Annotated in this window: 13 protein-coding genes; 6 read left to right on the plus strand and 7 right to left on the minus strand. The window is 35.7% G+C overall.

Annotated features, from left to right (window positions below; all coding sequences use genetic code 11):
• Positions 1-5 precede the first annotated feature (5 nt).
• From A8143_RS02800 to ruvX, 4 genes are all read left to right on the plus strand, one after another.
• A complete protein-coding gene (locus A8143_RS02800) occupies positions 6-713 on the plus strand; it encodes a head GIN domain-containing protein (protein WP_066755952.1) in 708 nt (235 codons plus the stop codon).
• Positions 706-1,296, plus strand: coding sequence for a hypothetical protein (locus A8143_RS02805; protein WP_139134250.1), 591 nt, complete (start codon positions 706-708; stop codon positions 1,294-1,296). The genes A8143_RS02800 and A8143_RS02805 overlap by 8 nt, the downstream gene beginning before the upstream one ends.
• A 64-nt stretch (positions 1,297-1,360) precedes the next feature.
• Entirely contained in the window at positions 1,361-3,367 is a 2,007-nt protein-coding gene (locus A8143_RS02810; protein ID WP_083261182.1) for a Na+/H+ antiporter NhaC family protein, read from the plus strand.
• Positions 3,368-3,378: 11 nt separating this feature from the next.
• Complete coding sequence (ruvX, locus tag A8143_RS02815; RefSeq protein ID WP_066755959.1) at positions 3,379-3,792, plus strand: Holliday junction resolvase RuvX; 414 nt, start codon at positions 3,379-3,381, stop codon at positions 3,790-3,792.
• Between the two features lie 2 nt (positions 3,793-3,794).
• Here the strand turns inward: ruvX and A8143_RS02820 are convergent, their stop codons facing one another.
• The 4 genes from A8143_RS02820 to A8143_RS02830 all read right to left on the minus strand — a co-directional run bounded on the left by A8143_RS02820 (position 3,795) and on the right by A8143_RS02830 (position 8,346).
• Positions 3,795-4,631 (minus strand): CvfB family protein, encoded by an 837-nt coding sequence (locus tag A8143_RS02820; RefSeq protein ID WP_066755960.1) that lies wholly within the window; start codon positions 4,629-4,631, stop codon positions 3,795-3,797.
• Position 4,632: 1 nt separating this feature from the next.
• Positions 4,633-5,253 (minus strand): class I SAM-dependent methyltransferase, encoded by a 621-nt coding sequence (locus A8143_RS02825; protein WP_066755969.1) that lies wholly within the window; start codon positions 5,251-5,253, stop codon positions 4,633-4,635.
• A 151-nt stretch (positions 5,254-5,404) separates the two neighbouring features.
• Entirely contained in the window at positions 5,405-5,575 is a 171-nt protein-coding gene (locus A8143_RS16975; RefSeq protein WP_175437465.1) for a hypothetical protein, read from the minus strand.
• Between the two features lie 221 nt (positions 5,576-5,796).
• Positions 5,797-8,346 carry a T9SS type A sorting domain-containing protein gene (locus A8143_RS02830; RefSeq protein WP_066755971.1) on the minus strand — a complete coding sequence of 850 codons (2,550 nt, stop codon included), beginning with the start codon at positions 8,344-8,346 and terminating at the stop codon, positions 5,797-5,799.
• Positions 8,347-8,602: 256 nt separating this feature from the next.
• Here A8143_RS02830 and A8143_RS02835 point away from each other — a divergent pair, with 256 nt between their 5' ends.
• On the plus strand, positions 8,603-9,592 hold the full coding sequence (locus tag A8143_RS02835; RefSeq protein ID WP_066755974.1) for a Wzz/FepE/Etk N-terminal domain-containing protein: 990 nt from the start codon (positions 8,603-8,605) through the stop codon (positions 9,590-9,592).
• 27 nt (positions 9,593-9,619) lie between these two features.
• Complete coding sequence (locus A8143_RS02840) at positions 9,620-11,077, plus strand: O-antigen ligase family protein (RefSeq protein ID WP_066755977.1); 1,458 nt, start codon at positions 9,620-9,622, stop codon at positions 11,075-11,077.
• Here the strand turns inward: A8143_RS02840 and A8143_RS02845 are convergent.
• The 3 genes from A8143_RS02845 to A8143_RS02855 all read right to left on the minus strand — a co-directional run bounded on the left by A8143_RS02845 (position 11,070) and on the right by A8143_RS02855 (position 15,521).
• On the minus strand, positions 11,070-11,957 hold the full coding sequence (locus A8143_RS02845) for an IS1595 family transposase (RefSeq protein ID WP_066755980.1): 888 nt from the start codon (positions 11,955-11,957) through the stop codon (positions 11,070-11,072). The two genes, A8143_RS02840 and A8143_RS02845, sit on opposite strands and share 8 nt — an antisense overlap.
• Positions 11,958-12,075: 118 nt before the next feature.
• Complete coding sequence (locus A8143_RS02850; protein ID WP_175437466.1) at positions 12,076-15,129, minus strand: PKD domain-containing protein; 3,054 nt, start codon at positions 15,127-15,129, stop codon at positions 12,076-12,078.
• Positions 15,130-15,161: 32 nt separating this feature from the next.
• Complete coding sequence (locus A8143_RS02855) at positions 15,162-15,521, minus strand: hypothetical protein (RefSeq protein WP_066755985.1); 360 nt, start codon at positions 15,519-15,521, stop codon at positions 15,162-15,164.
• Positions 15,522-15,696: the final 175 nt, after the last annotated feature.

Genomic DNA, 15,696 nt, shown 5'->3' on the forward strand with positions numbered 1-15,696 from the left:
TAGCTATGATTAAATGGATTTTTGTAACGGTTTTAACCCTATGTGTTTATACCTTAAAAGCAGGTGATTTTACGGTGGAAGTAGATGATTTTTACGCTGTCGAAATACAAGGTAACTTTAAGGCGAAATTGGTAAAGAGTGATAAACTAATGGTGGAGGTTTTCAATGGTGAAGAGGATTTGGACGATAGTAAAATTGTTTGTGAAGTCAAAAATAAAACATTGAAAATTAGAATAAAGGGTGATTTATATTCCGAAAAGGATATTAAAGTGGTCGTTCATTATAATGAATTAGAAAGGGTTGAAGCGCGTGCAGGTTGTCAAATAGAAGTTATGGAAGCAATTGAAACACATCGTTTAACGTTGAATGTTGAAGCAGGAGGAAAATTAAAAGCTAAATTTATTGGAGAGGAATTAAATGCATCTGTCAGTGCAGGTGGATCAATTCGTGTTGGAGGCAACGTAAAAAATGCAAATTATAAGGTAAGTGCTGGGGGAACAATTGCTGCTGTTAGCGTGGATGTTCCGGATGTTAATGCGAAGGTTACGGCCGGAGGAGAAATAATTTGTAAGGCAACGGAATCGTTGAAAGTAAATATTACAAGTGGAGGAACAGTTTCATACTTAGGAGAGCCCGAAGCGTTTGAACAAAAAGTTACATTAGGAGGAACAATTTCAAAACTAAAAGCACAAGATGTTATTAAATATGAATAAGATAGTATTCTTCCTTTATATCATTTCAGGGATATTGTTTGCCAGTTGCAGTAACAAAAAACCAGAGCAATCTGCTCCAACTTTCATTTCAGAAACAAGGCTGGTAGATTCAACATACCCTCCAATTGACGAGTCGGCTTTGGCCATTATGGATAAGCTTCAAATTTGTACTTTGAGCGATACTGTCTTGTCTTTGCCTCCTTGTTCGGCAGAATTTTTCCGAGTATTTCAATATAAAACGGGTAAAACTTGGAAAGATGGGTTTATTGTCGAAATGATTCCTGGTCTGTATGGTTCGCCTGTTCATCAGGTTGTTATTATTGAAAATTATTTTGGTAAATATCGCATCGTTAATCAATATTTGGGTGCATTATTGGAACTGCGAAGTAATGAAAATGGGATTGATGATTTGTTAATTGGTTATCATGATCCAGATATAGGTGTTGTTGCTATTCGACACGAGTGGAAAGAGAATAAATATGATGTGGTCGATGTTGAGGAAATAAACAACCATTATGTCAAACCAGAATTAAAAGATTCCATAAATAATCTATTCTTACCAGCCTTTGCGGCGGGACATTGATGCTATAGATTATTATTTTTCTTGATTTTCTTCAGGGGTACTGATAACTTTTTATTTTTGTCGTATGATGTGGCGACTCTTACCTTTTATTTTACTCCTTCTCTTTAGGTTGAACGGGTTTACTCAGGTAATTACCGTGAATGCTCCTAGTTTTGTTTTTGAAGGAATTTCAACTCCTGCTGAAATAATTAAGGAACATTCAGCGACTTGGCCAGAATATTTGGTACAGTTAGATGAAAAAGGTAAATGTATCGATACAATATTTATTACTGACCAAGCTTCAAGTCGTTTAGAAGTTGAACTAAAGTTTTATACGGAGAATCAAGTAAACTTTAAAGACTTTGAAGTAGAACAAAGCAATCTTCCAGGAGTTGTGCCACTTTGGACGTCAATTTTACCTCCACTCATCGCTATCTTTTTAGCCTTGGTTTTTAAGGAGGTTATATTTGCGCTGTTATCAGGGGTATTTATAGGTGCCGCAATTATGGGGTTCTATGCAGAAGGTTGGATAGGGATTTTAACTGGTTTTTATCGTATTATTGACACCTATATAATTCATGCACTGAATGATTCTAGTCATTTAAGTGTGATCGTATTTTCAATTGTGATTGGAGGAATTGTTGCTGTTATCTCAAAAAATGGGGGGATGCAAGGTATCGTCAATCGTGTTTCACGTTTTGCAAACTCAGCTAGAAATGGGCAGTTAACAACTTGGGCTTTAGGAATTCTTATATTTTTTGATGATTATGCGAACACTTTAGTGGTCGGTAATACCATGAGGGCAATAACAGATAAACTTAAGATTTCTCGAGAAAAATTGGCCTATATAGTCGATTCAACTGCGGCACCAGTTTCGGCAGTGGCTTTTGTAACGACTTGGATTGGGGCAGAGTTAGGTTATATCTCAGATGGTTTAGATGTCATTAATAAGGATGAACTTGTGATTACAGAAGGGGTATATTCAATTTTCCTTAGTAGTCTGTCTTATTCATTTTATCCCATTATGACATTGTTTTTTATTTTCTATATAATTTACAGAGGTAAAGATTATGGACCAATGTATAAGGCTGAACATAGGGCTAGGAGAGGCAAGGTTGTTAACCCAGAAGAAAACACAGGAGATTTAACGGAGTTGGAAGATCTTGAACCTGTTAAAGGAATTAAATATAAAGCACGAAATGCAGTAATTCCCGTCTTAATTGTTGTATTGGGCACTGTTGTAGGGTTACTATTTACGGGATTTGAAAGTTTAAATCAACAATTAAACGAGATAAGTGGTTTATCAAAGTTGAGAAGTTGGGGAGAAATCTGGAGTGAACTTGAATTATTACCCACTAATCCAGATAGTTTAACTAAAAAAATAGGAAGTTTAATTGGTGCATCAGACTCATATTTGGCATTACTTTGGTCTTCGTTAACAGCATTGTTATTTGCGGTTTTATTAACAGTGGGACAGAAAATAATGAGTTTGCAAGCCACAATTGAGACCGTGGTATCAGGGTTTAAAACTATGGTTCCTGCAATATTGATTTTAATTTTAGCTTGGGCTTTGGCCTCAGTTACAGATGAGATGCATACGGCTGACTTTTTGACCGGGGTTATAGGAGATAGATTGCCACCATGGATAATACCGGCAATTACATTCGTACTTTCGGCTTTCGTTGCTTTTTCAACCGGTTCATCTTGGTCAACAATGGCCTTAGTTTACCCTTTAATTCTGCCTGCAGCTTGGGCAATATGTAATTCTGAGACCTATCAATATGAATTTGCAGATTCGATGGCAATTTTTTATAATACGGTGAGTGCAGTATTGGCAGGGTCGGTATTAGGTGATCACTGTTCTCCAATTTCTGATACAACTATTTTATCATCGCTTGCAAGTGGTAGTAATCACATTGATCATGTCCGAACGCAAATTCCTTACGCGATAACAGTTGGGAGTGTCTCTGTTATCGTCGGAACCTTGTTTTCAGCCTTAGGTTTAAATCCGTTAATAGCCTTATTACTTGGAATTTTAGCCTTAGTTTTAATCGTAGAACTGCTTGGTAAGCGAGTCGATGGAATCTCTTAAAAAGATATAATATGTCACAGTTTTTAGCATTAGATTATGGAGAAAAAAGAACAGGAATCGCGGTCACGGATGACAGTAAAATCATAGCAACAGGTCTAACTACAGTTGATACAAAGGATTTATTTAAGTTTTTAGGGGAATATTTCCAAAAAAACGATGTCACGGATATTGTATTAGGTGAGCCCAAGCGATTGAATGGTGAGGCAACACATAGCTCTTCTGCCATTGCAAAACTGAAAGTCAAACTTCATGAAACTTTTGGAAAACCTGTTCATTTAATAGACGAACGTTTTACATCAAAAATGGCATTTCAATCTATGATCGATAGTGGCGTGTCTAAGAAAAAAAGAAAAAATAAAGGATTAATTGATGAAATAAGTGCTACAATAATCCTACAGTCATTTATGGAGACTCAGCGATTCTAACGTTATTTGATGAGTCTAATACCTTCCGGTTCTATCGTTATGATTCGATCTTTATACAAAGCCCCAATCGCCTTTTTAAACACTTTTTTGCTAATCCCAAAGACATGTTTAATGGATTCGGGCGAAGACTTATCATTCAATTCTATGTAGCCACCACTTTTTTTGATTTTATCTAAAATCTCACCGGCTACTCCTTCAACTTTAGCATAACCTTCTTCTTGTAAGGCTATATCAAGTTTTTCATCTTCACGAATTTTTTTGATAAACCCAATAGTTCGCATACCAGGTTTTACAGGAGTAAAAATTTCATTGTGATATATCAATCCTGAAAATTGCCCATTTACAATAACTTTCATACCTAGTTCTGTAGGGGTACCGATAATCAAATCTACTTGATCTCCTTCCTCAAAATCATGCGGAATATTGTCTAAAAATTGGTTGGTTTTAGCACTGGCAACTATACGTTCAGTTTCTTCATCTAAGTATACTCGAACAAAATAAGAAAGACCTTCTACCATGTCATGAGCTTGCTCGCTAAAAGGAACGAGAAGATCTTTTGGTAACCCCCAATCTAAAAATGCACCAAAACTAGTAGTACTCACACATTTTAAAAATGCAAAATCGCCCACTTGAGCATAAGGTTCTTCAGTTGTCGCGATTAAGCGATCTTCAGAATCTAAATAGATAAATACATCCAAATAATGGTCAACTTCAGTATCTTCAGGAACATAACGAGTTGGTATTAAAATTTCTCCAAAAGCCTCACCTCCATCTAAGTATAATCCAAAATCTACTTCTTTTACGACTTTTAAAGTATTAACTTTTCCAATTTCTATCATGCTACCTTCTTTGAAATAAAGTGTAAATATAAGGACGATCTTCGCCTTTTGGGTTAATATGTGTAAAGTTTAATGCTTGCTTTAGTTCAAAATCAAATCCTAAACGTTGAGCTATCATATCTTGATCATATTGTAAAATTGGTAAACCAGAGCACTTTTCAGCACCTCCTTTAGCAAAGGTTGCAATGATGACATAACCTTTAGGTTTTACTTTTGATTTTAACAAATTAAAATACGCCAATTGGTCTCGCTCTTCCGTGAAAAAATGTAATACGGCCCTGTCGTGCCATAAGTCGATAGGGGTGAGATCTTTAAGTTTTGTTGGCGCAACAATATCATCAGTAATCCATTCAACATTGCATTCTTCTTTACCTAACTCTTTTCGCAGTAAATCTAAGGCTACTGAACTTATGTCATTTACTGTTATATTCTGGAAACCATCTTCTAACAAGTGTTCAATTAAAGTGGAGGCTCCCGTGCCAACAGAGAAAATTTCTGCGTAAGGACTAAGCTTAAGGGATCGAATTAAACCCATTGATGGTTCTGGAACATTTTCGTACCATCCTAATTCTTGGGGACTTTTATTTGTGTAGGAGTTGTCCCAGTGTTCTTTTATATTCATTCAGTAGTAATGTTTGTAGTCAAGTCAGTTGTAGGTGATACGAAGATACGCTATAAATCAGAATTTAAGAGAATGTCTTTTTATTTTTTTATGAATTAAAAAAGGGGACAAATTAATGTCCCCCCAAAAAAAATAAACTATGAACTTAAAACTAGGCTACTAACTCAGCTTTAGGATACATTTGCATCCATTTTTTAAGTTGTTCCTCCGTTTTTAAAGTGATGGTAGTTCTACTGTCTAGTTGTAGCTTGAATTTAGGCGTAGAATTTTTAATTTCGTTTAGTACTTTTTGAACCTTTGCATTTGATTTCTTTCTTGCCATTATATGTGTTTTTAATGTTAAGTAACTGTAAATTTGTCTAACAAATATAACGTATAAGTCCTAAAAATGTTGTGACATAAATCACATAAATTCAGTATTTTAGATAAATTAAGATTTTTTAAGGATAAAATGCATGTTTCAACAAGTTTAAATATACCATTCGGTATATGTTTAAACAGTTATAAGTCAGTTTTTTGCTTTTTCAGGCTCATATCGTAATGCTATTTTGCGATAATAATTTTTTGAATAGCGGTTTCATTTTCAGGAGAATTTCCAACTAAAATATAGGTTCCATTTTCAAGAAAATCCACTTGCAAAAGTGTAAGTATGTCTTTAGTGCTAAATGACTTAATTAATTTACCATTCAAATTATAAAGTTGATAAGAAAATCCACTTTCACCTTCAATTGTGATTTCTCCAGTTGAACTCGGATTTGGATAGACATTAAACAATTTATTTGATTGATGTTCTTCCAGTATACTTGCCGATGTTGTTAGGTTAAAGTCCCATATTCCTCTGCCCCAAGTCGCAAATCGAACGATGTATTCGCTAGGAACAAATTCGACTGAAATATATTGTTGTAAAGGAGCTGAAAGCCCAGCAATGTTATACCATTCTTCGGAATTCATGCTGTAAACATACGGGCCAGCATCTGTAGCGGCAAATAAATAATTTTCATTAGGATCCATCGTCATTTCATGTACCATTGTATTAGGCATATCACCATCTAGTGGAATAAAGGTTTTCGCGCTATCTTTGGACATATATACAGAAGCACCCGCATAGCCACTTCCTCCAACAAAAATTAAACCAGGTGTTTTACGAGATGCATATATATCAGCCGTATAAATCCAACCACCACTAGGTCCTATATAATCTTCAGTTTGCGTAAAATTTTCGCCTGTATCATAAGAAGAATAGAAACGACCATTTTCAGTGACAACGTATATACACTCAGGCATTAAAGGACTAGTTTCAATTGCGGAAATACTCGCTCCAGAATGATCTTTGAAATCAAAACTGAATTGCGACGCAGTGACATCGCTGCCTGTATAAGTGAGTTTAATTAGCCTAGAACCACTACCACCACTTAAATTACCTCCTCCTACGTAGATAAAATTGTCTGAAGGAAATGGGGCAGCTCCTGTTGGAACTATCCAATTATTATTCGGCATATCAACACCGTTTACGTTATAACTATGAGAGTACCAATCGTGACTTTCAGCGTCAGTGTATATTTGAAAATCTCCTCCCGGGTATTGAATCCAAATGGTCTCAGCGTCATTAGTGAATTGCATTTCGCCGTAATCACCTGAGATTACTTGTTGAAAACTGGACGGTTCTTCATTTAAACCATCTATTGTTCTTTGAAAGCCTTGATCTTGTGTTCCTCCAAATATCAGAGCACCATTGTCAGGGTGTGTGAGTACGTCATAAAATTGTCCGGTATTTAAATCTTGTAACGCAATATTTGGCGTTGTTGCTAAATGATCATAGGAAACACTTATTCCACCATGATTGGCAATTAACGTAAATTCGGTACCGTCTTCTTTCACAAATGGTTCAATACTCATAATATCGGCATGAATTTTATTTGCTACATCATCATAATATTCCCACCACTCTGATACAAGATCAAAAGTAAGTCCACCGTTTGTCGATCGATATAAGTTTACTTCTCCATAATAAATGAAATTCGGGTCGTCGTTAGCTACTTCAAAGCCAACGTCCCAAGTCTGGGTGGGCAAATTATTGACAAATGAAAATGATTCTCCTTCATCAGTTGATTTATACAGTTTTTCGTTGTCAAATAAGGCATAAAGTGTTAAAATACCTCCTGAATTATTTGCTTGAATCATGCACCTCGAACTTCCGTCTAAATCTAAAGCTTCACCTTCAACTAAAAAGTCGACACCATCAAACGAATACAGAAATTCATTTTCATCTAAAATATAAGCTTTATCACCATTTAATGGTATATCCATAGAAGCAAACCTGTCATTTGTTGAGTTAAGTTCAAACACAAATTCAAAAGTGGCACCAAAATCCGATGAGTAGGCGAGTTTGTTTACGGATGCACCTGAAATTGGATTTCTTTGATTATACAAGTATACGATGCCTGAATCATCGTTATTTAGTGTTCCAATATTTATTCCTTCACCACTAATACCCGATATTCCATCTGCTTGAAGCCAAGAGGCCCCTTCATCATCAGAATAGAATAACTCGCAACCATCGGCAACGATAATCCTTAAGCCTCCATCCGGTAAATCTACTACTTTAAGCACTCGTGTAGAGAATTGAATATCATCATTGAGAGGCGTCCATGTTTCTCCATCGAGATTTCCTTTCCAGAGAATACCACCATCAGAAATGACATAGATATCTTCAGTGTTCTTGTGATAGTCACTCACTTTAATATTTCCTGGTACATCAACACTACCTCTTTCTTTCCATTCACCATTAAGTTCTCCGTCCAAAAATGATTCAACCATACGATATTGTTTACGCAGGGCTCGCTTTTCAGCTAATTCTTTGAAGTTTTTTGCGTTAATTTCTTTCCAGTTCGCATTATGACTTCCGCTATGGATTAAATCAAAATAAGCATCACGACGTTCCTCATAGGCTTTTTCATCTGCCATATTCTCATAGACCACGGTAGGAATAGGAAGGTCTGGCTTTTCCAGTACAAGATGTGTTTTATTCAATTTATGATTTTCATTTACGCATCCCATTAGAAGTGGGATAAGTAGGTAGTACGCGTTTTTCATGGAAATAATTTTGTCCAAAAATAAGTATTTAATCTTGTGCTCACGATTCAAACTTAAAAGAATATTGCAATCCAAATTGCTGATTATTTACTCTAATTCATCGGAGTGAATTGAAATTTAGTTTGTCTATTTGAAAAAAAATAGACTGTTTTATTGCACTAAAAAATAAAGTCTTTCGTTAACCTGTTTATTCTTAAATGTAGTTTTTCTTTTTAACTGTAATAAATAGTTATTTTTGTGTTTTTAAATAAAAAAAATGAGTCAAGACCAAAATTTTAATTCAACCGATTTAATCGCCTTTTTATGGTCCAAAAGAAAGGCTTTAATTATTGTAACCGCAATTGCTTTCGTCGCGTCCATTGGGGTAAGTATGTTTATGACACCTTATTATATGTCAAGAGCGGTTGTGTTTCCAACAAAGGCAAACTCGGTTGATTTTAATTCGAACAGCAGAAATAGTGTAGTTGAATTTGGTGATGAGGCAGACGCAGAACGTTTATTACAAGTCTTAATCTCACCAGAGATTAGGGATAGTTTGACTCGAAAATATAATTTATACGAACATTATGAGATAGATTCTAATGAGGCACATGCTAAATTTGAATTTCAGAAAGCTTATGAAGGAAATGTAAAGTTTAATCGGACAAGATATAATTCAATTAATATAGATGTTTATGATACGGATCCAATACAAGCTGCAGATATGGCTAATGATATCGTACGTTTAGTTGATACGGTAATGAATAAAATGATTCGTCAGCGTGCGATAGGTCCAATGTGGGCAATTCAAGACCAAGTTAAACTCATTCGCACTGAAATGGGAGACTATTCAGACCGTCTTCGAACGTTAAGTGACACTGGGGTTGTTAGTAAGGATGAACGCGGAAATATGTATACTGATTATTTAGAAGCCTTACGTGCAAACAAGCGGGAGTTAGCTACAGAAATCAAACGAAAAATAGACGCTACGCAAACCTATGCCTCGGATTATGATACTTATTCAAATTTGATTGAATTTTCAAGTTTACGGTATTCGAATATTATGGATGTTAACGATCAAGCGCGACAATACGCTCAAACAAACATTCAGCAAACCATTCGCCAAAGTATGGCAGAAGTTCCAGATAAGAAAGCAAAACCTAAACGATCGATTATCGTAATATTTTCAACAATATCCGTTTTGATTTTTGCCATTTTTGTCTTATTGGCCATTGAAAAAATTAAAGAATTGCGATTAAAGTCATAAACAGTCATTTTGAAGGCTCTTTTAAATATGCGGTGGTTTTATGCCTTGGTAGTGATTTTTCTAGCAATCAATCTTTACGCAAATTTTAATGGGCAAATAGCATTAAACGCGGTGCCGATAGCCCTTATGTTAATGTATACCGCTTTTTATCATTTTGATAAATTATTTCTTTTTGTCGTATTTTTCACCCCGCTCTCTATTAATATAGAAGAGTTTGTCTCAGCTAATGTTGGCTTATTTCTACCTACAGAACCATTACTTTTTGGGATGCTTTTGTTGATTATTTTTAATCAATTTAAGAAGAATCAATTTGAAAAGAAATTCTTAATACATCCCATAACTATCTTATTTATAATCCAGCTAATTTGGATTTTATTAACCGCGATAACTAGTACCCATATTGATGTTTCATTGAAATTTTTGTTAACTAAACTCTGGTTTATTGTTCCTATTTATTTTTTTGGGGTTTACTTTTTTAAGGATGAAAGGAATATTCTTCGATTTTTAAGTTTGTACATTGGAGCGCTAAGCATTGTTGTGGGATATACGCTGTTTAATCATGCGTTAAATGGATTTGATGAGCCTAGTGGTCATTGGGTAATGTTTCCGTTTTTTAAAGATCATACTTCATATGGAGCAATATTAGCATTGATATACCCTGTTTTATTTGGATTATTGTTTTCAAAGAAACGAGGTCCCCTTGTACGTTTAACTTTATTATTCCTTATTGTGTTTTTTGGATTTGGGATTTTTATGAGTTATACGCGGGCGGCATGGGTTAGTTTAGTGGGAGCGATAGTGGTGTGGGGACTGATTCATTTTCGAGTTAAATTTTATTATTTAGCAACAATAGGGCTAGTTGGTTTAATTTATGTTGCGATGTCGTGGACCTCAATTATGCATAACTTGGAACGAAATAGGTCAGAACATGCTACTGAGAACATAGATGAGCGAATAGAATCAATTGCTAACATTAGTACGGATGCATCGAATTTAGAACGGTTAAATAGATGGGGAAGTGCAATAAGAATGTGGGAAGCACGTCCAATTCTTGGTTGGGGGCCAGGAACATACGCGTTTGAATATGCCCCTTTTCAATTGTCTTCTGGTAAAACTATTATCTCAACAAACGCTGGTAACATGGGAAATGCTCACTCAGAATATTTGGGACCTTTAGCTGAACAAGGATTGCCTGGAATGCTATTGATGATAATACTCGTTGCCTTAATAATGTACACTGGTATTACCCTTTATTATAAGATGCCAAATGGTGAAATGAAGATAATACTTCTCTCCCTAATTTTAGGGTTGGTTACCTATTTTGCGCATGGCGTGTTGAATAATTATTTGGATACGGATAAAGCGACAATTCCTGTTTGGGGTTTTACAGCAATTATAGTGATGTTTGATTTGAAATATGGGAAGGGGAGGGGTGATGGTATGTCAACTCAAAATACGATTCTCCGCAAAGAGACCACTAAATAATCATTATACTTTTATCCAGTAGATAATTAAAATTATTCAATAGGTAACGATGATTGTACTTATAGACAAATTCATCTATATATAATTGGTTATACTTTGTTGAAATTTGATGATAGATTCCTCGGTTGACTTTTCTTAGATTATTTAGCACCTTATGGAGCCAAGGTTTAATTCTAATTTCATTCGACGTTTCCAGGATGAATGGAGGGTGAGAGTTAGGTCTTGAAATCTTGAAGTGTCTATTAGAATAGGAATTTATTATTCTATTGTATTCGTATTGCTTAACCTCCCACATGGCATCAATACTCTCTCGTTCGGTTGCAATAATTCTAATTTTTGATGTAGATGTTTTTTCATTTTTGAATTTGCTTTTGAAATTACCCGTCATAATTAATGCATGTTGCTTTAAGAAGCCTTGTCTTCTCACCTTATTCTTATTATCAACTACACTCTTATTATCGAGTTTAGTGAAAAAGACATTTTCTAAATGTAGCTGTTGTTGATCATGGTCAGCTTCATTTATTAGAGCCATTATTTTACGAATTTTGTGCATCATGTACCACGCAGGTTCATTTCTTTTTAAACCTAGTCTCCTTTGTAGTTCGCATGCTGATAATCCCTTTTTATTCGAAGTCATGAGGAATATTGCTTCGTACCATATTTTAATCGGTAGCTTACTGCTTTCCATCACAGTTCCGCTTTTCAGAGAAGTTCGAAATCTACATTTTTTGCATTGCCATTTTTCTTTACTTTTTAGCCAATAATGTTCTTTTGATTTACATTTCTTGCAGGTGAGTCCAAGTTTTTCTCTGCGTTTTTTTAGGTCAGTTTTACAGTTATTTTCTGTTAAAAAATTGGAATAGAAATCTGAATTTTTCATAGTATAAGTTTTGGATTTTTTTGTTGTGGTCTCTTTACGGAGAATCGTATCAATTATTATTTTAAAATAAAAAAGCCCCTCCGTAAATCGAAGGGGCTGTGATTTTATGCTTAGTTCTTTATTTTATTACAGTGACGTGACCAGAATGTTTATGTCGTTTGTCTGTATGTAGCTCTTTGAACTCTAAAGACCAGATATAAACTCCATCATCTACTAACCCTCCGTCTCCATAAGTTCCGTTCCATCCTCCTGTAACATCATATGATTCAAAAACAATTTCACCGTATCTATTGAAGATTGTCATGTGGAAATCATAAGGATCATAGCCTGATTCAAATACAGGTTGGAATTTTTCATTGAATTGATCACCATCTGGAGTGAATGCATTTGGAATATAGAATAAGATAATTCCTTTCACATTCATATATTTCGTGATACTATCCTCACATCCTATTGCGTTGGATACTTTCAATTGAACTGGATAAAGTATATCTCCAACATCACTTGGGAAGAAATGTTCAGGATTCGTTTCATTTGTTAAGTCAGAACCGTCTCCAAAATCCCAAATATAATCAGTTGCATACATTGATTCATTTGTAAATTCTACACGAGTATCATTTGTATAAACAGATTGTGGGTTCATGGAGAACTTTGCAATCGGTTGATCATAAACAACTACATAATTTGATTTTTCAAGAGAATTTACACAGCCATTTATGTCTGTTACGGTTATGCTTACATCATAGCCTTCTTCTTCTCCAAATAAATAAACATGCGACACTGTTGGAGAAGTTGCTCCTAAAAAGCTGTCTCCATCACCGAAATACCAATCAGTAGAGGAAATAGCAACATCTGAGTATACAGTAAATTCTGATTCAAATGGTGTACATCCTAGTGAGTCACCAAAAAAGTTTATCACTGGCAGTGCATATACCGTCACATCTACATCATCAGTATTTACACACCCTATACCATTTGTAGCGGTTACTGTATAAGTTACAGTTCCTACACCTGGAGAAAATGGTACACCATCAGATACTGTTGCTGGATCCCATTCATATGTTGCTGGATCTCCAGAAGCAGCTAATATAACTTCTTCTCCAATACAAATAAATTGGTCTGGTCCAGCGTCAACAGCTGGTGCTGCGACTACGGTAATGGTAAATTCGGCTACATCATCTATACATGGATCTGTTCCCTCAACGGTATATTCAAATGTGTAATCTCCTGGATCTAATGTTCCATCAATTGAAAATATTCCAGTAGCAGCATCAAATCCACCTTCGGTATCATCAATTTCAGTCCACGTACCTCCAGCATCATGACCAGATAGAAGTGTATTCAAATCGTATTCTAGGCCTGCTGCATTACAAATTTCACCTGCGTTATCAGCACCGGCTGTGGGTTGATCATAGACTGTAACTGTATGGAATGAGGTATCATTATCACAGTCAGGTCCACTTAGCGCAATAAATCTCACTGTATAATCTCCTGCAGGTATTCCAGTAGGGTCAAATTCTGTAGAGATAGGGTCAAAAGCACCTCCAGAAGGTGTTACTTCTTCCCAAACATAGCCTTCAGCAACTAGTGAAGTGTCTACTAAAAATTCTTCAAAAATAATTGTTGCTCCGCCAGCGTTACATAACTCGTGACCGTCACTATCTTCACCAGCGCTAATTTCAATGTATTCTATTTCGATTAGCTTTTTATCCCAGCATCCACTACCATCTGGATCTGCAATCATTACCCAAACTTCATCTCCAGGACCAATTGGACTTCCATCCCATAAATCTGAGTAGTCATCCATTGCTTCTGGTTCAGAACCATGGAAAGTCATGTCTGTTCCAGGTATATCCATAGTGTCTTCAATTATTAAATCTTCAAGGTCAACAGCCCCACATTGTGGACCTATGTCTGTAATATCTATCATCGGTCCATCTCCAACGGCAAGTATCACAAAATAGCGCTCAATAGGTAACTCAAAACAGTCCCCAACAGGATCCGCTTCTACACGATACATTGTTGATCCAACAGGTAGTATTGTATGAGAAGCTCCTTCACCAACTTCTTCGCCAGTATCCTCGTTATACCATACAATATCATAAGCCGGCCCAACATATGGCCCTGCGAATTCTAACTCAATTGGCCCTCCTGCACAATCAAATTCAATTGTATCCGGAACCGGTTCTAAATCACCGTCACCGTCTAAGTCAATCATTTCTTCAGTACATGCTGCATCAGGATCGGCACCATCATAATCAACGAAATACAAACTTTGAATAGCGTCTTCAACTTGCTCTGAGCTTAAGATTACAACAAATTGGAAGTTTGAACTTGCACCAGCAGCAATAGTTGCATCTCTATGACATATTGATATTGCGGCATCAGCAGTTGCTACAGCCCCTTCAACTCCCGTAAGACCACCAGTTCCATTGTAAATATCAGATCCACTTGCGACAGCAAAACCACCATGACTTACGTGAATATTCGGGTCAATCGCACCAAGACCAACATAGCTTGTCCAAGCGTTTATTTGTCTTGCGCTTACCAATGATTTTGGACAAAACGGTGAAGGTTGGTACTCTATTTCATTAGTAGTAACAAAGCCCCATCCAATTGGTTGATTATTATCAGGGTCAAACGTTTTGTAAAAATATACGTTGTTTTTGGCAACAGGATTTGTGTTTGTTAAAGTAACGTCGACAGTATAATATGTTTTTGTTGTGTCGAGTTTATAGGTCATGTGAATATCAATACCTCCTATACTTCCATCCCAGTCTAACAATTTACATTTACCTAATACCTCATAGTTTGAAATTCCAGGTCCTGTCATGGGAATATCGTACTCACCAGTAGCAGAGTTTTGATAATCTGTACCGTCGATTTGTATTCCAAATGTGTTTTCGGGTGAACCAGGTAAATAAAAATCTCCGTCATAATTTGTCCAACCATCTTCTAAAGGGTTAGAAACAAATCCTAATCGTCCTCCAGGCCCTCTATTGTGATTAGCCATTGGAGGTGTAACTGAAGAACCTTCAAATCCTTGAGAATGGATACCAACTTCTAATGTCGGCCCCATTATGTATCCATTTCCTCCAACGATTTGAGCAAATCCGGTAATTCCTGATATTAGCCCAAATCCCAGTAGGAATAGTTTATTAAATATTTTCATTTTATTTGGTTTAATTAGCATTTTGATTCAAATTATTCTACTGGTTTGGTCAGGTGATTAAGGTAGAATTGTAAATTATTATAATCCGTGTCACCTCCAATGTATTCCGTCTTTACGTGCAGAACGAGATAATCTTCTTCCAAATTAATCGCAGGTTCGATTAGGTTAGCAGTTAGATAAAAATTTAATTTTTTTAAAGCTTCTTCGTCATCTGCGAATGTTAAATGCGAAATATCAATGAAGTAATACTCTTCAATTGGAATTTCAGGTACGGTAACCAAAAACTTATCGTCGATAGTTGCGATTGGCAACTCCTCAACTGGAACGTCTTGTGCTGTTGCATTCAGCGCACTGAATCCAAGAGCAAAAAAGAATAATTTAAGTAGTTTCATGTTAGTATGATTTGTTTAGTTTATAGACTATTAAAAATTGTTCGCGTTGCCTAAATTGGGAAAAAGTTTTGGTTTTTTTTTACGTTTTTTTTACACTTTAATAACAGAAAAGCCATAAATCCTTGATTTTGCGAGGATTTAGGTGGTGAAAAAAAATGAATTTTGGTCTAAATAG

The organism is Crocinitomix algicola (assembly GCF_001661595.2).
Lineage (GTDB): Bacteria > Bacteroidota > Bacteroidia > Flavobacteriales_D > Crocinitomicaceae > Crocinitomix > Crocinitomix algicola.